15 protein-coding genes are annotated in these 18,352 nt (G+C 60.0%); 7 read left to right on the top strand and 8 right to left on the bottom strand.

Going from position 1 to position 18,352, the window contains the following annotated elements; translation table 11 throughout:
* From tssM to FKM52_RS00870, 3 genes are all read right to left on the bottom strand, one after another.
* A complete protein-coding gene (gene tssM / locus FKM52_RS00880) occupies positions 1 to 2,112 on the bottom strand; it encodes a type VI secretion system membrane subunit TssM (RefSeq protein WP_141174316.1) in 2,112 nt (703 codons plus the stop codon).
* A complete protein-coding gene (gene icmH / locus FKM52_RS00875; RefSeq protein WP_141174315.1) occupies positions 2,109 to 3,332 on the bottom strand; it encodes a type IVB secretion system protein IcmH/DotU in 1,224 nt (407 codons plus the stop codon). Before icmH ends, tssM begins: the two co-directional genes overlap by 4 nt.
* Before the next feature lie 83 nt (positions 3,333 to 3,415).
* Complete coding sequence (locus tag FKM52_RS00870; protein WP_141174314.1) at positions 3,416 to 3,907, bottom strand: SH3 domain-containing protein; 492 nt, start codon at positions 3,905 to 3,907, stop codon at positions 3,416 to 3,418.
* Between the two features lie 619 nt (positions 3,908 to 4,526).
* Here FKM52_RS00870 and FKM52_RS00865 point away from each other — a divergent pair.
* Complete coding sequence (locus FKM52_RS00865) at positions 4,527 to 5,975, top strand: YchO/YchP family invasin (protein WP_141174313.1); 1,449 nt, start codon at positions 4,527 to 4,529, stop codon at positions 5,973 to 5,975.
* A 77-nt stretch (positions 5,976 to 6,052) separates the two neighbouring features.
* Here the strand turns inward: FKM52_RS00865 and FKM52_RS00860 are convergent, their stop codons facing one another.
* From FKM52_RS00860 to FKM52_RS00850, 3 genes are read right to left on the bottom strand one after another with little or no spacing between them, the layout of a single operon-like run.
* Positions 6,053 to 6,205: a DUF2474 domain-containing protein gene (locus tag FKM52_RS00860; protein WP_220446287.1), complete on the bottom strand. Its 153-nt coding sequence runs from the start codon at positions 6,203 to 6,205 to the stop codon at positions 6,053 to 6,055.
* A gap of 18 nt (positions 6,206 to 6,223) precedes the next feature.
* Positions 6,224 to 7,234 (bottom strand): cytochrome d ubiquinol oxidase subunit II, encoded by a 1,011-nt coding sequence (cydB, locus tag FKM52_RS00855; RefSeq protein WP_141174311.1) that lies wholly within the window; start codon positions 7,232 to 7,234, stop codon positions 6,224 to 6,226.
* Complete coding sequence (locus tag FKM52_RS00850) at positions 7,234 to 8,670, bottom strand: cytochrome ubiquinol oxidase subunit I (RefSeq protein ID WP_141174310.1); 1,437 nt, start codon at positions 8,668 to 8,670, stop codon at positions 7,234 to 7,236. The genes cydB and FKM52_RS00850 overlap by 1 nt, the downstream gene beginning before the upstream one ends.
* Positions 8,671 to 9,171: 501 nt before the next feature.
* Between FKM52_RS00850 and FKM52_RS00845 the strand changes: the two genes are divergently transcribed.
* The 6 genes from FKM52_RS00845 (at position 9,172) to spy (ending at position 16,155) form a co-directional block, all read left to right on the top strand.
* Entirely contained in the window at positions 9,172 to 10,389 is a 1,218-nt protein-coding gene (locus tag FKM52_RS00845; protein ID WP_141174309.1) for a bifunctional succinylornithine transaminase/acetylornithine transaminase, read from the top strand.
* On the top strand, positions 10,389 to 11,423 hold the full coding sequence (gene astA / locus FKM52_RS00840) for an arginine N-succinyltransferase (RefSeq protein ID WP_141174689.1): 1,035 nt from the start codon (positions 10,389 to 10,391) through the stop codon (positions 11,421 to 11,423). The genes FKM52_RS00845 and astA overlap by 1 nt, the downstream gene beginning before the upstream one ends.
* Entirely contained in the window at positions 11,420 to 12,886 is a 1,467-nt protein-coding gene (gene astD / locus FKM52_RS00835; RefSeq protein ID WP_141174308.1) for a succinylglutamate-semialdehyde dehydrogenase, read from the top strand. The genes astA and astD overlap by 4 nt, the downstream gene beginning before the upstream one ends.
* Positions 12,886 to 14,217, top strand: a complete 1,332-nt coding sequence (gene astB / locus FKM52_RS00830; protein ID WP_141174307.1) for an N-succinylarginine dihydrolase — start codon at positions 12,886 to 12,888, stop codon at positions 14,215 to 14,217. The genes astD and astB overlap by 1 nt, the downstream gene beginning before the upstream one ends.
* 57 nt (positions 14,218 to 14,274) lie before the next feature.
* Complete coding sequence (gene astE / locus FKM52_RS00825; protein ID WP_141174306.1) at positions 14,275 to 15,270, top strand: succinylglutamate desuccinylase; 996 nt, start codon at positions 14,275 to 14,277, stop codon at positions 15,268 to 15,270.
* Positions 15,271 to 15,663: 393 nt separating this feature from the next.
* A complete protein-coding gene (gene spy, locus FKM52_RS00820; RefSeq protein ID WP_141174305.1) occupies positions 15,664 to 16,155 on the top strand; it encodes an ATP-independent periplasmic protein-refolding chaperone Spy in 492 nt (163 codons plus the stop codon).
* A 76-nt stretch (positions 16,156 to 16,231) separates the two neighbouring features.
* Here spy and FKM52_RS00815 read toward each other — a convergent pair whose 3' ends face one another.
* The gene (locus tag FKM52_RS00815; protein ID WP_244316940.1) at positions 16,232 to 17,248 is read right to left on the bottom strand and encodes an SDR family oxidoreductase; all 1,017 of its coding nucleotides are present in this window, start codon (positions 17,246 to 17,248) and stop codon (positions 16,232 to 16,234) included.
* A gap of 100 nt (positions 17,249 to 17,348) precedes the next feature.
* Positions 17,349 to 18,212: an excinuclease Cho gene (cho, locus tag FKM52_RS00810; protein ID WP_141174304.1), complete on the bottom strand. Its 864-nt coding sequence runs from the start codon at positions 18,210 to 18,212 to the stop codon at positions 17,349 to 17,351.
* Positions 18,213 to 18,352 lie beyond the last annotated feature (140 nt).

Below are 18,352 nucleotides of genomic sequence, written 5' to 3'. Positions count from 1 at the left end.
TTACCTCACTGATACCGGTTGGTCGCCGGCTGAAGGCGCCGTCCCGGCGGACGCCGCCGCGGCGTCACGCGCTGAGTCGGGCATGCTGGCGGCCAGCTTGCGCATCATCAACGCATTGTCGCGCGCGAAAGGCGACGACTGGATCTGACGGTCAAGCAGCTGGCTAAGATGCCAGTCAAGCTGCTGTAGATCATGCGTCGTCACGCTGGCCGGCAGGGTGCGCTGTAAATTTTGCATCAGCCAGCCGCGCAAAAATTCGCCGTCATAGCTGCGCGGCTGATAAAGCATCTGATACGCGCGCAGCGCGTTACGGCTGAACTCGCTATCTTCGCCGTTATCGCTGCCTAAAATTCGCGTTATTTCCTGCGCCACGCGCGGCAGCAGCAGCGATTTCAGGGCGTTCTGATACAGCACCCAGGCGGCATCGCTCACCTGATCGCCGCGATAAAGCCCGGCGCGCATGGTGGGCGGCGGGCTGTCGAGCGAAAAGCCTTCAACCTGCGGCAGCTTTACCAGGCTGTTCAGATAGGGTAGCAGATCGAAAATGGTGCCGGTATTCTGACGGGCAAGTTCTGAACCCTGATGCGTCAAGGGTGGAACCCGTGCCGCAATTTGCTGTAAATAGCGCTGGTTTTGCAGATAGCTGGTCAGCCACAGCGCGCAGGCCAGCAGCAGCGCGGCGGCCATTGCGCCATAGCCGATCCAGTGCAGCAGCCGGTTGCGCTCTTCCCAGCGACGATCGCTGCCGGCCAGGCCGCTCTCCTTAAAGATCAAATCGTTCAGCAGGCGGCGGATAAAATAGCTTTGCCCTTTATTACCCGGAATCGGCGCGGCGCGATTAACGCTATCCCAGGCGGCGATGGAATGCTCGCCGGTACGCGGCAACTGCAGTTTGCGCGTCAGCTGGCCCATAATGCGATCGAACGGCAGCCCTTCCTGCGTGCCGCTGGTGAAGAACAGGCCGCGCGGCGCCCAGGCAACCGCGCCGCCAACCGGGGCGAAAACGATCTCCAGATACTCTGCCAGCAGCGGGCGCAGCGAGGCGAATTCCTGGGGGAAAAGAAAGCAGTCGGCGCGCTGTATCAGGTCATTCTGCTGCGCCATGCGCTGTGCGACCTCACGGTGCAGCTGGCGCTGCAGCAGGGTAAACTGCTGCTCAAAGCGGGCGCTCAGCGCGGAACTGCGGTCGCGATTCGGCTCCCAGGGGAACGTGAAGCCCCAGATACCATCGCGCTGCGGTTTATCAAGCGTGGCGAAGTAGCTCATAAAGCCTTTCAGCAGATCGGTCTTGGTCACCATGATATAAACCGGGAAATGAATGCCGGTATACTGATGCAGCTCCTGCATGCGCTGGCGCAGCGCGTTGGCCTGCGCATAGCGCGCCTCAGGCGCGTCGCTGAGCAGATCGGCGACGCTGATGGTCATGATAACGCCGTTGACCGGCTGACGCGCCCGATAGCGTTTCAGCAGGGTGATAAAGGTTTGCCATTCGCTGGCGTCGCGGGCGCGCTGGCTCTCCTGCAGGGTATAGCGTCCGGCGGTATCAAGCAGTACGGCGCTGTTGGTAAACCACCAGTCGCAGTGGCGCGTGCCGCCGATGCCGCGAATGGCGCCTTTTCCCAGGCTGTCGGTGAGGGGAAACTCCAGCCCGGAGTTAAGCAGGGCGGTGGTCTTGCCGGCGCCCGGCGCGCCGACGATCACATACCAGGGCAGCTGATAGAGCCAGGGGGCGCTGTAGCGCTGCCAGAGGTTGCCGCGGCGGCGTCCGAACTGGGTTTTCTTCAACAGCGTAATGGCCTGGTTAAAGCGATCGGCCAGCATCGTTTCCGTGGCCTGCCGCTCCGCCGGATCGATGGCCGCCTGCTGCTGCAGGTTCGTCAGCAGGCGGGTATTAAACCAGGCCTTATACAGCCGCGGGATAAGCTGCATCAGTATCCAGAGAAAATAGCCCAGCCCAATCACCAGCTGGCGGTTAAACGCCGGCTCCAGCGGGCGGCTGTTGTTAAGGTTCAGCAGCGGGCCGGCGATCCATACCAGGCAGGCGAAAGCGCTGATGCTGATAAATCCCCAGGCGAGGCGGCTGGTAAACAGCTGCGGCCAGACCTTTTTCATTGCGGCGTCTCCTTCTGCGCAGCGCTAACCGGCATCGGCACGGCAAACAGCGTAATTTCAATGCGGCGATTACGGGCGCGATTTTCAGCGCTATCGTTGGGCAGCAGCGGCTCGCTGTCGCCGCGGCCTTCGGCCTTTATCGACCTGCCTGCGGGCAGCTGGCGGCTGAGCAGGGCGCCGATCGCTCTGGCGCGCGCCAGCGAGAACTCATAGCCGGAGGGGAAGCGGCTGGTATGGATGGCGCGATTATCGGTATAGGCGGAAACCAGTACCGCCCCCTGAATATCCTGCATCGCGGCGGAGACGCGCGTCAGCAGAGCCCGGCCTTTGTCATTCAGCGCCGTGGCGCCGCTATTAAACAGCCGATCGGCGGGCAGAATGATTTTACTGCCGAAGGGGCCGTCGCTTACCTCCAGCTCTCCGGCCGCCAGCTCATCGCTCAGGCGTTCGCGCAGATTAAGCAGCGACTGCGGCGGCGCGGCATTGCGTGACAACGTCACTACCGGCAGCGGCGCCTGATAAATGGCGCGCAGCAGCGGCTCCGCCTGCCGGCCCAGCCGCCAGTTAAGGCCGCTGTAAACCAGGCTGGCGATAAGCGCCGTAACCGCCAGACAGGCCCAGAGCGGCACCGGCGGGCGCCAGAAATGGCTGGTAAGCGGTCTGGCTTCTACGGTAACGCTGTCGAACTGTTCATCATTTTGTCGCGTTTCGGCAATCAGTTCGCCCAGGCGGGTGCAGATGATATCGCGCTGCTGCCGCCCGTTTTCCATACCGCGGTAGCGGCCCTCGTAGCCGAGCAGCAGGCAGTAATGAATAACTTCCAGCAGCGCCAGATGCTGGGCCGGCGTTTGCGACAGGCGGGAGAGCAGCTGGAAAACCTTTTCGCCGCCCCAGCTTTCATTGTGAAAGGTTACCAGCAGGCCATTGCCCGACCAGACGCCGCGAATGCCCCACGGCGTCTGCGCCGCCGCCTCGTCGAGCGCGCTGCACAGACAGTAGCGGGCGGCGATCTGCGTTTCAAACGGCAGGCCGGCCTGTTTACAGCGGTTTTCAAACTGACGCACTTCGTCTGTCAGCTGCAGACGCAGGCCGACCGGGTCGTCATGGGTGGCGGCCATGCGAATATGCACGATGGCATTCAACAGCGGGGCGGCCGCTGTCAGTAACATATTTTCAGGGCTCGTGCTGTGTGCGTCACGGGCGACATCTACAGGCGTCATTGAATTACATTATTCCAGACTGAAAATACCCCAACCTCAGCGCCGTTGGGAAAGCCTGCCGACCGTTACGCGGCAGACGTTGCTTAATCGAGGATCCAGGTCGCGGTGTTTCCTTTACGGCAGGCCTTGCTGGTGCCGCCGACATCGACACAAACCTGTTTGCTGGCGCGGCGCGGGCGCGGGCGATCGTTGCGTAGCGTCTCCTCATAGCGTTCGGCGGCCACGCCAGCCTTCAGCGGCACGTAACCGATAAGCTGTTCTTCATTGACATCGGCGATGGCCAGCCAGCTATGCTCTACTTTACCCAGTACCTGAAAGGGTTTGCCGTTTTCCAGATGACGCACCACTTTTCCGCCGTAGTCAGGCGAAGTCATCACCGAAGCGTCGTACAGCGCGCGCCAGGTTTCATTCACCGGCGTAAATTCGGCGGGCGTATTAACCGCATAGCGATGCACCAGCGTCACGCCGTTGACGGTGCTGCTGACCAGCGTATCGTCAGTAAGGGGCGGCGCCGGCGGTTTGCAGCCAGCGACGGTCAACACAGCGAGCAATGTCAGCGCGAAACGAATTTTCACTTTGATCCTCACGATCTCATCAGGTTATCTGGACAAATGCCAGACCGGGTAGCGCAGAAACGCGGCGGGCAAGCCTGACGCTTGCCGTTCTGTGACGCGGCTGGCTGGAAAAATTGCTCAGATTTACAGAAAGATAAAACCTGACTCAGTCTACCTGACACTTTTGAGAATTCAAACTATTGCGCGTCCTGGTTTCTCATGTTAGCCGCGACCTCTGATAGCCTGCGCCGCGGCGCTTCAGCGCCGGCCGGCCTTTGCGAAGTATAGCCAGGGCCGGGCGCGCAAGGCGGGCTTAATCTGGCGCGCGAAAAAAGCGCGCGCCGTCGGGCGAAAAGCGCGCTGATACGGTGACGCAGCAGGGGAAAACTTTCAGAATTTACAGATGCGCGGCGGGTTAACGTCAGCCAGCCGGCGTTGAACAATAAAAATCACGCCCTTTTGGTGACGTTGTCACTTTTTATTTCGCAAGTAAATTATCCTCTGTCGGTAAATAAGCATCCGTTTTACCACCCTTATCATTCGCGGTGAAATCATGATCGTGCTCACAATTATGCTAAGCTAGGGACTTAGCTGAAGTTTATCGCCGCTTATGACAGGTAAAGCTATTCCAGACGCCGCTATGTTATTAACCTATCGATCTTTATCCCTGGTTGTTCTGCTGACGCTAAGCAGCCTTGCTGGGCTGCCGGAGGCCGGCGCCTTTCAAACGCCTGGTCGGGTGCCGGATGCGCCGTTTGACGATCCGGCGCGTTTCAGCGCTATGCAGCGCCAGCTCCCCAGCCTCGACGCGGTTCCCGATCGCAGCGACGCCTTTTCCACGCGCCTGGCGCAGATAGCGAAAAGCATCGGTGAAGCGAGTAACAACGCCAGCGATGTTTCTTTCGGCCAGCAGGCGGGAGTATGGGCGTTTAATCATCTGCGCGATGAGCTGACCGATCGGCTGGTAAGCGAGGGGCAGTCGCTGCTCTCTCCCTACGGCACGGCGCAGCTGGCGCTACAGGTAGATATGGCGGGGAACTTTAACGGCAGCGGCGGACAGCTGCTGACGCCCTGGCAGGATAATTATCAATATCTGACTTTCTCCCAGCTCGGCGTCACGCAAACCCGCGACGGGCTGGTAGGCAACGCCGGGCTGGGTCAGCGCTGGGTGGCGGGCAACTGGCTGCTGGGCTATAACGCGCTGGTGGATCGACAGTTCGACTCCGGGGTGCAGCGCGCTTCGCTGGGCACCGAGGCCTGGAGCGATTTTCTGCGCCTGTCGGCCAATTACTATGCGCCGCTCGGCGGCTGGCGCAGCAGCAGCGCTACGCAGCAGCAGCGCATGGCGCACGGCTACGATATCACGACACAGGGCTATCTGCCGTTTTATCGCCAGCTGGGCGTTTCGCTAACCTGGGAACAGTACCTCGGCGATCGGGTCGATCTGTTTAATAACGGCAGTCCGGAAAAAAATCCGCTGGCGGTAAAGGTGGGCGTTAACTATACGCCGGTGCCGCTGCTGACGTTTACCGCCTCGCATAAGGAGGGGGAAAGCGGGCAGTCGCAGGATCAGCTGGGGATGCGCATTAACTATCGCCCCGGCGTGGCGCTGCGTAAGCAGCTTTCCGCCGATAATGTGGCGCAGGCGCGCTCGCTGCGCGGCAGCCGCTACGATTTGGTGGAGCGCAACACTACGCCGGTGCTGGAATTTCGTCAGCGCAAAACGCTGTCGGTGTTTCTGGCGACGCCGCCCTGGCAGTTAAGCCCAGGGGAGACGCTGCCGCTGAAATTACAGATCCGCGCCGCCCATCCGGTTACCGCCGTCAGCTGGCAGGGCGATACGCAGGCGCTGAGCCTGACGCCGCCGCCGGACAACCGCAGTCCGCAGGGCTGGACGGTGATTATGCCCGCCTGGGACAGCACGCCAGGCGCCAGCAATCAGTATCGCCTGTCGGTCACGGTGGAGGATAGCAAGCAGCAGCGGGTAACCTCTAACTGGATTACCTTACAGCTACAGCCGCCGATGTTGCTGGAAACGGAGCGCGATCGCTTTGAGCTGATGACGCCCGCCGCCGCTCCGGCTTTGTGACGCGCAGCCACAGCGTTGGTGGGAAGCGCCGCGGCTGGCGCAACAGCAGGGCCGCGTTTTCCGCGGCCCCGATAAGGTTAGTGGACTTTTAGTCCCGCTGCATTCATCAGCAGGCGGAACAGGCTGGCGACGATAAACAGCGCCAGCACGCTGCCGCCCCAGATAATCGCCAGCCACAGCAGCCGTCGCCAGAGCGGCTGCTTCACGTTTTTCTCCGTCATACGCTGCATTAACATTGTCGCCTCCGGTTAATGGTAGCCCTGCTCTGGATCGATCTTGCCGCGGAACACGTAATAGCTCCAGAAGGTGTAGACCAGGATCAGCGGAATAATAAACAGCGCCCCAACCAGCATAAAACCCTGACTTTCCGGCGGTGAAGAGGCGGCGCGGAAGCTGATATCGGGCGGGATCAGGTTCGGCCAGATACTGATGCCGAGGCCGCTGAAGCCGAGGAATACCAGCGCCAGCGTCAGGATAAAGGGCGCATAGTGGGCGTCGGGCAGCCAGGCGTTACGCCACAGCGCCCAGGAGACCAGCAGCACCAGAATCGGCACCGGCAGGAAGAAGAACAGATTCGGCGTGGTAAACCAGCGATCGGCGATCGCCTGATGGCTCAGCGGCGTCCAGATGCTGACTATCGCCATCGCTACCAGCAGCGCCAGCAGCAGCGGACGCGCCAGCCTGCGCATGGTTTGCAGCAGGTGCCCTTCGGTTTTGATGATCAGCCAGCTGGCGCCCAACAGCGCATAGGCCACTACCAGCCCCAGCCCGCAGAACAGGCTGAACGGGCTGAGCCAGTCAAATACGCCGCCCGCCCAGTCGCGTCCCTCTACCGGGAAGCCGTTAAGGAAGGCGCCCAGCACCACGCCCTGGGCAAAGGTGGCGATAAAGGAGCCGGCGATAAAGGATTTATCCCAGAAGGCGCGGTGCGATTCGGTAGCCTTAAAGCGAAACTCAAAGGCGACGCCGCGAAAAATCAGCCCGATCAGCATAATCGTCAGCGGAATAGCCAGCGCATCAAGGATCACCGAATAGGCGAGCGGGAAGGCGCCGAACAGCCCGGCGCCTCCCATTACCAGCCAGGTTTCGTTGCCGTCCCATACCGGCGCGACGGTGTTCATCATCACGTCGCGATCGCGATTTTCCCGTACCAGCGGATAGAGCAGACCGATACCCAGGTCGAAGCCGTCCATCACCACATACATCAGTATGCTGAACACAATGATGACGAACCAGATCAGCGGAAGATCGATACCCATTACTTAATCCCTCCCAGTTCATCTTTCTTATGCTCATCAAGCGACTCGTCGGCAGCGGAGAGCGGACGGGCCGGGGTGCGCGCCATACCGGGACCGCCTTTAGGCGGATGATCGACAAACGGCTGCGGACCGCGGCCAATCAGCTTCAGCAGATAGACCACGCCGACGCCGAATACCGAGGCGTAGACCAGAATAAAGGCCAGCAGGCTGATCGACATATGCAGCGTACCGTGATGGGATACGGCGTCGCGGGTGCGCATCAGGCCATAAACCACCCATGGCTGACGTCCTACCTCGGTGGTAAACCAGCCCGCAAGGATGGCAATCAGGCCTGACGGCCCCATCAACAGTACGAAACGATGGAACAGAGGCCGATCGTACAGACGCTTACGCAGGCGCAGCACCAGGCTCCAGACGCCCGCCAGCACCATCAGCAGCCCCATCGCCACCATAATGCGGAATGACCAGAAGACAATGGTGGAGTTGGGACGATCCTCCGGCGGGAAACTTTTCAGCGCCGGGATCTGTTTAGTCAGGCTGTGAGTCAGGATCACGCTGCCGAGCAGCGGAATTTCCAGCGCGTATTTGGTTTCTTCCGCCTGCATATCGGGCCAGCCGAACAGGATGAGCGGCGTCGCTTCGCCCGGCCTGTTTTCCCAGTGCCCTTCGATGGCGGCGATTTTTGCCGGCTGGTATTCCAGCGTATTCAGACCATGAGCATCGCCAATCCCGGCCTGAATCGGCGCGACGATCAGCGCCATCCACATCGCCATTGAGAACATGCGCTTAATGGCCGGACTTTTATTGCCGCGCAGCAGGTGCCAGGCGCCGGACGCGCCGACAAAAAAGGCAGTGGTCAGGAACGAGGCGGTAGCCATATGCAGCAGGCGATAGGGGAAGGAGGGATTAAAAATCACCTTCAGCCACTCCGCCGGGATCAGCTGGCCGTTTACCACCTCATAGCCCTGCGGCGTGTGCATAAAGCTGTTGGAGGCGAGGATCCAGAAGGTGGACATCAGGGTGCCCAGCGCCACCATACAGGTTGAGAAGAAGTGCAGGCCCGGACCGACACGGTTCCAGCCGAACATCATCACGCCAAGGAAACCCGCTTCGAGGAAGAAGGCGGTCAGCACCTCATAGGTCAGCAACGGGCCGGTAATACTGCCGGCAAAGGCGGAAAAGCCGCTCCAGTTAGTACCGAACTGATAGGCCATTACCAGCCCCGATACCACGCCCATGCCAAAGTTCACAGCGAAAATTTTCAACCAGAAATGATAGAGATCGCGCCAGGTTTCATTACGGGTTTTTAGCCACAACGCTTCCAGCACCATCAGAAAACTGGCCAGGCCGATGGTAATCGCCGGAAAAATAATGTGGAAAGATACCGTAAACGCGAATTGTATCCTTGCCAGTTCGAACGCGTCTAAACCGAACATAGCCACCTCGAATTAATCATTAATAAGCTTCCTGTGGCAGGAGGACTCCTTGCCGTAACAGAACAAGTGTAGAAGAGGGTTCAGTGAACCACAGAAATGTTAGCTATAACAGAAACAGAAATGTAATTAATACCTATAACAGTATTCGCCTGTATGGCACTTATTCGGGGCGAGGTGCTCTTTTAGGGTGCTTGTTCACTATTTTCTTAACAACAAATGTTATTACCGATCACAAAAGCAATATTTTATTTTACTTCTGCATAATTCTGCTAATTAATCTGTCGTAAATGGCGGCGGTTCGGATATTTATTCACTAATTATGCAATTAATATGCATACTATTGGTTATTAAGTTATTGATATTTGGTAATTAACCGCATTCTATGCATTTTTAGCACTGGCTGGCATAAAGCGTGCACTCTAGAGTAGAGCTGCAATGAATCATTTCATTAACATAAATAAAACCTTTTATTCACCCTCAGGGTGACGCTACGAGGCCGCTATGCAACAGTCAGTTTCTCGTCAGGATTTTGATCGCTGGATGGTTCCCGCTTATTCTCCCGCCAGCTTTATACCGGATCGGGCGGAAGGCTCGCGCTTATGGGATGAAAACGGTAAGGAATATATCGATTTTGCCGGCGGCATCGCCGTTAATGCGCTGGGTCATGCGCATCCTGATTTACAGCAGGCGCTACAGCAGCAGGCGGCCAAACTCTGGCATACCGGTAACGGCTATACTAACGCGCCTATCCTGCGCCTGGCGAAACAGCTGATTGACGCCACCTTTGCCGATCGGGTCTTCTTCTGCAACTCCGGCGCCGAGGCGAACGAAGCGGCGCTGAAGCTGGCGCGTAAATATGCGCACGAGCAGAGCGGTGCGGAAAAGAGCGGCATCGTCGCGTTTAACAACGCCTTTCATGGACGCACGCTGTTTACCGTCACCGCCGGCGGCCAGCCCGCCTATTCAAAAGATTTCGCGCCGCTGCCGCCCGCCATCGATCACGCCATCTTTAACGACCTCGACTCTGCGGCGCGGCTGATTAATGCGCAAACCGCAGCGGTGATCGTTGAGCCGATTCAGGGCGAGGGCGGCGTAGTGCCCGCCGATCCGGCTTTCCTGCGCGGCCTGCGCGCGCTGTGCGATTGCCATAACGCGCTGCTGATTTTTGACGAGGTACAGAGCGGCGTAGGCCGTACCGGCGCGCTCTATGCCTATATGCATTACGGCGTCACGCCGGACATTCTCAGCACCGCGAAAGCGCTGGGCGGCGGTTTCCCTATCGGCGCCATCCTTACCACCGAAAAGCTGGCCGCGACGCTGAATGTCGGCAGTCACGGCACCACCTACGGCGGCAATCCGCTGGCGGGCGCGGTCGGCGGCAAGGTGCTGGAGCTGATCAATCGCCCGGAGGTGCTGGAGGGCGTGCAGCTGCGTCACCGCTGGTTTACCGACGGCCTGAACGCCATTAATCAGCGCCTGCGTTTGTTTAAAGAGGTGCGCGGTCTGGGATTGCTAATCGGCGCGGTGCTGAATGAAGACTTCAGCGGCAGGGCGAAACAGATTAGCCTGGCGGCGGCGGAAGAAGGGGTGATGGTATTGATTGCCGGCGCCAACGTAGTGCGCTTTGCGCCCTCGCTGATTATCAGTGAGCAAGAGGTAAAGGAAGGCCTGGCCCGTTTTGAACGCGCCTGTGAGGCGCTGATAAAAGGAGCGTCATGATGATGTATATCCGCCCCGTCGAACGTGACGATCTGCCGCAGCTGATGGAGCTGGCGGGAAAAACCGGCGGCGGCCTGACTTCGCTGCCCGCCGACAGCAAAACGCTGGCGGCGCGTATCGAGCGCTCGCTGCAAACCTGGCAGGATAAGCTGCCGCGCGCCCGGCAGGGCTATGTTTTTGTGCTGGCCGACAGCAGCGATCACCGCGCCTGCGGCATCTGCGCTATTGAAGTGGCGGTGGGGCTGGAAGATCCCTGGTACAACTTTCGCGTCGGCACTCAGGTGCATGCCTCGAAAGAGCTGAACGTTTATAACAACCTCGCCACGCTCTCTCTGAGCAACGATCATACCGGCAGTAGCGAACTCTGCACGCTGTTTCTCGATCCGCAGAAGCGCGACGGCAAAAACGGCTATCTGCTGTCGAAGTCGCGCTTTCTGTTTATGGCCGCTTTCCGCGATCGCTTTATGACCCGCGTGGTGGCGGAAATGCGCGGCGTCAGCGATGAGCAGGGGCGCTCGCCCTTCTGGGAAAGCGTCGGCAGCCGCTTCTTCTCAATGGACTTCGCCCATGCCGATTTCCTGAGCGGCACCGGCCAGAAGGCGTTTATCGCCGAGCTGATGCCCAAGCATCCGCTCTATGTCCATTATTTGTCGCCTGAAGCTCAGGCGGTAATCGGCAAGGTGCACCCGCAAACCGCGCCGGCGCGTGCGGTGCTGGAAGCGGAAGGGTTCAGCTATCAGAACTACGTCGATATTTTCGACGGCGGCCCGACGCTGGAGTGCGATATCGATCGTATCCGGGCGGTGCGCAAAAGCCGTCTGCTCATCGCTGAAACAGGCGATGCGCCGTCGGAAGAGCTGCCGCTCTGCCTGGTGAGCAATGATAACTATCACCATTTTCGCGTGCTGCTGCTGCGAGCCGATGTGCAGCAGCAAACGCTGCGCATTCCGGCGCAGGCGGCAGAGATTTTACGCTGCCGGCCCGGCGACGCGCTGCGGGTGGTGCCACTTTGTAGCGAGGAGAAAACAGCATGACGCACTGCATTAATGGTCAGTGGATCGCCGGCAGCGGAGAAGCTTTCAGCAAAAACGATCCGGTAGACGGCGCGCCGCTATGGCGCGGCAACGCTGCCGATGCGCAGCAGGTAGCCGCCGCCTGTGAAGCGGCACGCGCTGCTTTCCCCGCCTGGGCGCGCCAGCCGTTTACGGCGCGTCAGGCTATCGTAGAAAAATTCGCCGCGCAGCTGGAGCAGCATAAAAACGCGCTGAGCGAAACCATCGCCAGCGAAACCGGCAAGCCGCGCTGGGAGGCGCAGACCGAAGTGCAGGCGATGATCAATAAAATCGCCATTTCAGTTAAGGCGTATCATGCGCGCACCGGCAGTCAGCAGGAGGCGGAAAGCGCGCTGCGCCATCGTCCACATGGCGTGCTGGCGGTGTTTGGTCCCTACAACTTTCCGGGTCATCTGCCTAACGGCCATATCGTGCCGGCGCTGCTGGCGGGCAACTGCGTGGTGTTTAAACCCAGCGAGCTGACGCCGCTGACCGCAGAAAAAACGCTGCGTCTCTGGCTGGAAGCGGGCGTGCCGCCGGGGGTGATTAATCTGTTGCAGGGCGGGCGCGATACCGGGCAGGCGCTGGCGCAGCAGCCACAGATTGACGGCGTGCTGTTTACCGGCAGCGCCAGCACCGGCTATCAGCTGCATCGGCAGTTTGCCGGACAGCCGGAGAAGATGCTGGCGCTGGAGATGGGCGGCAACAATGCGCTGATCGTGGAAGATGTGCCTGATATCGATGCGGCGGTGTACATCGCCGTGCAGTCTGCTTTTATTACCGCCGGTCAGCGCTGCACCTGCGCCCGTCGCCTGCTGGTGAAACGCGGCGCCGAGGGCGATGCCTTTCTGCAACGGCTGGCGGCGGTGACGCAGCGGCTACGCATCGGGCGCTGGAACGATGAGCCGCAGCCCTTTATGGGCAGCGTGATTTCACCGCAGGCCGCCGGGCATATCTGGCAGGAGTGGCAGAAGCGCGTCACTCTGGGCGGTAAGGTGCTGTTGAAAATGTGCTGGCCAGCTAACGACAGCGCGCTGCTGACGCCGGGCATTATCGATGTTACCGATATAAAGACCTTGCCGGATGAGGAAGTTTTTGGTCCGCTGCTGACGGTGGTGCGCTACGATAGCTTTGACCAGGCGATTGCGCTGGCTAACAGCACGCGCTATGGGCTGGCGTGTGGACTGATTTCGCCGCAGCGGGAGAAATTTGACCAGCTGCTGCTGGAGGCGCGGGCGGGCATCGTTAACTGGAACAAACCTCTGACCGGCGCCGCCAGCAGCGCGCCGTTCGGCGGTATCGGCGCCTCCGGCAACCATCGCGCCAGCGCATGGTATGCGGCGGACTACTGCGCCTGGCCGATGGCCTCGCTGGAAACGCCTGCTCTGACGTTGCCTGAGACGCTGGCGCCGGGGCTTGATTTCAGCCGGCAGGAGATACGCTAATGAAAGCCAGAGAGGTTAACTTTGACGGCCTGGTGGGGCTGACGCACCACTATGCCGGGCTCTCATTCGGCAACGAGGCCTCCACGCGCCATCAGCATCAGCGTTCAAACCCCCGACTGGCGGCGAAGCAGGGGCTGCTGAAAATGAAGGCGCTGGCGGATGCCGGCTTTGCCCAGGGCGTGATTCCGCCGCACGAGCGGCCTGATCTGGCGGCGCTGCGCCGGCTCGGCTTTAGCGGCAGCGATGCGCAGGTGCTGGCGAAAGCGGCTAAGCAGGCGCCGCAGCTGCTCTCCGCCGTCAGCTCCGCGTCGGCAATGTGGGTAGCGAACGCGGCCACGGTATCGCCCTCGGCCGACAGCGCGGATGGTAAAACGCACTTTACCGTAGCTAACCTCAACAACAAGTTTCACCGCGCGCTTGAAGCGACGACTACCGGCGCGCTGCTGCGCGCTATTTTTCGCGATGCGCGCCATTTTGCCCATCATCATGCGCTGCCGCAGGTAGCGATGTTTGGCGACGAGGGGGCGGCGAACCATAACCGTTTCGGCGGCGACTACGGCGAACCGGGCGTACAGCTGTTTGTCTACGGGCGGGAAGAGGGGCACGGCGGGCTGGTGCCGGCACGCTATCCGGCGCGGCAAACCCTTGAGGCGAGCGAGGCGGTGGCGCGGCTGCATCAGCTTGATCCGGCGCGCACGCTGTTCGCGCAGCAGAACCCGGCGGTGATCGATCGGGGCGTGTTCCATAATGATGTTATCGCCGTCAGCAACCGCCAGGTGCTGTTTGCGCATCAGCTGGCCTTTCTGCATCAGGATCGGCTACTGGCGGAACTGCGTGAAAAGGTGCCGGACTTTACGCCGGTGATTGTGCCTGACGATCTCGTTTCCGTCGGCGATGCGGTCGCAACCTATCTGTTCAACAGCCAGCTGTTAAGCCGCGATAATGGCGACATGCTGCTGGTGCTGCCGCAGGAGGCGCGTCAGCATGCCGGCGTCTGGCGTTATCTCTCTGAGCTGGTGGAGAGCGGCGGGCCGATTCGTGAGCTGATGGTGTTCGATCTGCGCGAAAGTATGAACAACGGCGGCGGCCCGGCCTGCCTGCGTCTGCGCGTGGCGCTGAACGCGGCCGAACAGCAGGCGGTGAATCCGGCGGTAATGATGAACGACCGTCTGTTTGCTACCCTGAACCAATGGGTAGATCGTCACTACCGCGATTGTCTTACCCAGGCCGATCTGGCCGATCCGCAATTGCTGACGGAGGGCCGCGAGGCGCTGGATGAGCTGACGCGTTTGCTGGATCTGGGGAACGTTTACCCATTCCAGCAGGAATAACCTGAGGCGGCGGCCGGTGATTGCCCGTCGCCGCTTTTACGCGCTACAGGAGATGGCATGCAGGATTTGTTACAACAAACGCTGTCCGGTCATGCGCCGACCGTTACCAGTGGTAGGCAGGCGCATCTGCGCTGGCAGTGGCTGGATGAAGGCGTGCTTGAACTGACGCCGCTGGCGCCGACGCAGCAGGCGGTGGCGATTTCCGCCGGTATTCACGGCAATGAAACCGCGCCGGTGGAAATCCTTAACGCGCTGCTTGGTAAATTATTGCGCGGCGAGGAGCGGCTGGCGGTGCGGCTGCTGGTACTGTTGGGCAACCCGCCGGCGCTGCGTGCCGGAAAGCGTTACCTGCGCTGTGACCTGAATCGGCTGTTCGGCGGGCGCTGGCAGCAATTTGACGAATGCCCGGAGGCGCAGCGCGCCTGGCGTCTGGAGCAGGCGCTGGAAACCTTCTGGCAGGCGGGAAGTCATCAGGAGGTGCGCTGGCATCTCGATCTGCATACTGCGATCCGCGGCTCTTACCATACGCGCTTTGGCGTACTGCCGTTCAGCCCGCGTCCCTGGCCGCAGGATTTTATCCAGTGGCTGGCGGCGGCGGGCATGGAGGCGCTGGTGTTTCATCGGGCGCCGGGCGGCACCTTCAGCCATTTCAGCTGTGAACATTTCCAGGCGGCCAGCTGTACGCTGGAGCTGGGTAAGGCGCTGCCGTTCGGGCAGAACGATCTGACGCAGTTTGCCGCCGCGCGGCAGGCGCTGGCCGCGCTGCTGTTCGGCGCGCCGCTGCCGCAGGTGAAAGCGGCGCCGCGCCGCTATCGGGTGGCGCAGCAGATTACGCGCAGCAGCGATCGCTTTGCGCTGCATATGGGCCCGGAGACGCTGAATTTTACTGCCTTTCCGCAGGGAACGCTGCTGGCGGAGGATGGCGAAACGCGCTACTTCGTGCAGCAGGCGCGCGAATATGTGCTGTTTCCTAATCCCAACGTCGCGACCGGGCTGCGCGCCGGGCTGATGCTGGTGGAGGATAACGCGCATAATGCCGCGCTAAACAGCTAAACAGCTAAACAGCTAAACAGCTAAACAGCTAAACAGCTAAACAGCTAAACAGCGAATACGGCCAGCGCTCAGCCTGTCGCTGCGCAGCAGGCGCGGCGCGCCTTTTGTCGCGTTGATAGCGGCTGCGCCGACGTGCGGCTAACTTTTTCTTTTCTCTGGCCTGTCGCAACGGTTACACTTCTCCATAATTCCCGCCGTTTTCCGCCTGTCGTCATATTTATTTGCAATTCCTTGCGCTAATCTTCTTATTCTCTCCAGGATTGCTGTATTTTTATCTTCTATGCTTTCAGGGCTTTACTCATGACCTGAGTACTTGACGTTCCGTGTCGTAGACTGGATTTCGTAGCAGCGACACAGGCTGTCGTCATAAAACTGATAAGTAAGGACAATATTATGCGTAAACTGACATCTCTTTTTGTAGCGGCTTCACTGGCTTTTGGCGCAGCAGGCATCGCCCATGCGGCAGAGACTACCGCGCCGCCGGCAGGCAACGCCCAGCCGATGCATCACAGAGGTCCAATGGAGCACGGTCCGATGATGGGTATGTATAAAAATCTCAACCTGACCGATGCACAGAAACAGCAGATGCGCGACATCATGAAAGATGCCCGTAAAGATATGAAGCGCCCGTCGCTGGAAGAGCGCCGCGCTAACCACGCGATTATCGCCGCTGACAGCTTCGACCGCAGCAAAGCGGAAGCCCAGGCGGAGAAAATGACCGCTAACGCCAAAGATAACGCGCTGGCAATGATGGAAACGCAGAACAAACTGTATAACGTCCTGACGCCGGAGCAGAAAAAGCAGTACAACGCCAACTTTGAAAAGCGTCTGACTGAAAAGCCGCGTCACGATGGTAAAATGACGCCTCCGCCTGCCGCCGAGTAATCGTCGCGCGGAAGAATGAGACCGCCGACGCTGTCCACATCGCCTTTTGGCCGTGGGCAGCGTCGGCGGTTTTTTATCAGAAGGTGCCGGTGCCGCCGTCTGAACACCAGATCTGGCCGGAGGTAAAGCTGCTTTCCGCCGAGGCCAGGGTTACGTAGAGCGGAGCGATCTCCGCAGGCTGACCCGGACGGCCAAACGGCGCTTCCTCGCCGAACTTCATCACTTTCTCCATCGGCTGACCGCCGCTGGACTGCAACGGCGTCCAGTATGGTCCCGGCGCTACCGCATTTACCCGAATGCCTTTTTCCGCCAGCTGCTTAGCCAGCCCTTTGGTAAAGGCCACTATCGCCGCCTTGGTCTGGGCATAATCGAGCAGAATCGCGCTGGGCTTGCCCGCCTGTACCGAGGTGGTATTGACGATTGCCGCGCCCGGCTTCAGATGCGCCATCGCCGCTTTGGTAATCCAGAACATGGCGTAGACGTTAGTTTTAAAGGTTTTATCGAAGGATTCGGTAGTGAGATCGGTAATCGATTCCACATACTGCTGGCGTCCGGCGTTATTCACCAGAATATCCAGCCCGCCCAGCTGCGTCGCCGCCTCGTTAACCAGCTGCTGGCAGAACGCTTCATCGGTAATATCGCCCGGAATCGCTACCGCCTTACGTCCGGCCTGCTGGATTAGCGCGATGACCTCCTGCGCGTCAGATTCCTCTTCCGGCAGATAGTTAATCGCCACGTCGGCGCCTTCACGCGCGTAGGCGATAGCCACGGCGCGCCCGATGCCGGAATCGCCGCCGGTAATCAGCGCCTTGCGCCCGGCGAGGCGCCCGCTGCCGCGATAGCTCTCTTCACCGTGATCGGGGCGCGGCACCATCTTGCTGGCTAAGCCTGGCGGATCCTGCGGCTGACGTTCAAAAGGGGGTTTGGGGTAGGCGTCGCGCGGGTCTTTGCCGGTAAGCGGCGGCGCGGCGTTCTGGTCTTGCGCTCCGCTGCCGTTTCCGGCGGCGTTGGCGCTGCCTGCCGTCGCCATGCTGCCCATCAGGCCGCCAACTAGCTGGCGGCGCGAAAATCCACTGTGATCATGTTGAGACATGCTTTCTCCTTTCATCAATAAAGTGCCCAACAAACTGCGACACAACCAGATAAAAGGTAGACGCGGATCGCTGATGGCGCGAAGCGAAGCGGCAACGGGATTAGAGTGGAATAATGGGATACTTGCCGCTCAGCAGCGGACGGCAAAGATACTTATAGCCATCGTTATCAAAGCCTTGCGGCGGGCTGGTCAGCCCTTTCGCCTCGTCAAGACGGCTGACGGAACCGAGATAGAACCAGTTATGGATAATATGCATCTGCGTTTCCTGCGGTCCCTCCTCGACCAGCGCTACCGCGCCCGGCCACGGCCAGCAGATGACGCGCACTTTTTCCAGCGCCTGCAGCAGACGGGCGTGGTGCGCGCTAACCGGTTCTTTGCCGCAGCAGGCTCCGGCGCAGCGCCCCAGGCTGGCGCGAAAGCAGGCGCGGTTGCGGCTGTGGCCTTCCAGCCCCAGCAGACCATAGCAGAGTTGATGCTCGTCAGCGATTTTCCTCAGCGTTTCCAGCGCCGCGCGTCGGCTGGCGTAAAGTCCGAACAGATTCGGCGAGGCGGAGAAATCGAGATCGCGCGCGTAAACCACTTCCGGGCGATTAATGCCGTCCCACTGCAGCGAGCAGAGCTGGCGGTTACGCCGCAGGCGCTTGTTAAACAGCGGCTGCTGGTTTTTGATCATCTGCGCTTCCAGCAGCAGCGCGCCCAGCTCGCCTGCGGTAGTGATCCAGCTAATGCGGCGCGTCAGGCGCAGCATTTTCGCCTCTTCCGGCGTGCGGAAATGGGACATAACGCGCGTACGCAGGCTGATGCTTTTGCCGATATAGAGCGGCATCACCTCGCTGTCGCCGTGAAAAATATAGACGCCGGGCAGGTTAGGGATATCGGCTAAAAAAGCGCGCAGGTGTTCAGGATATTCATAGATCGCCGCGGGTTCGAATTGCAGGCGATGGCTGGCGGCACGTCTTACCACAGGTGACTCCGGTTACTGGTTGCATATCCAGTTTATCAGCGAGGACAGGACTTGAACAGTGCAAAAAAGCGGCGCGGAAAAATGCGTCTCCGGCTGAAATAGCGGCGAATCCCAGCGAACGCGACGCGTGACGGCGGCAG

It is taken from the genome of Mixta tenebrionis (assembly GCF_006517625.1).
Taxonomy (GTDB): domain Bacteria; phylum Pseudomonadota; class Gammaproteobacteria; order Enterobacterales; family Enterobacteriaceae; genus Mixta; species Mixta tenebrionis.
This window is presented reverse-complemented; position numbering and strand designations above follow the sequence as displayed.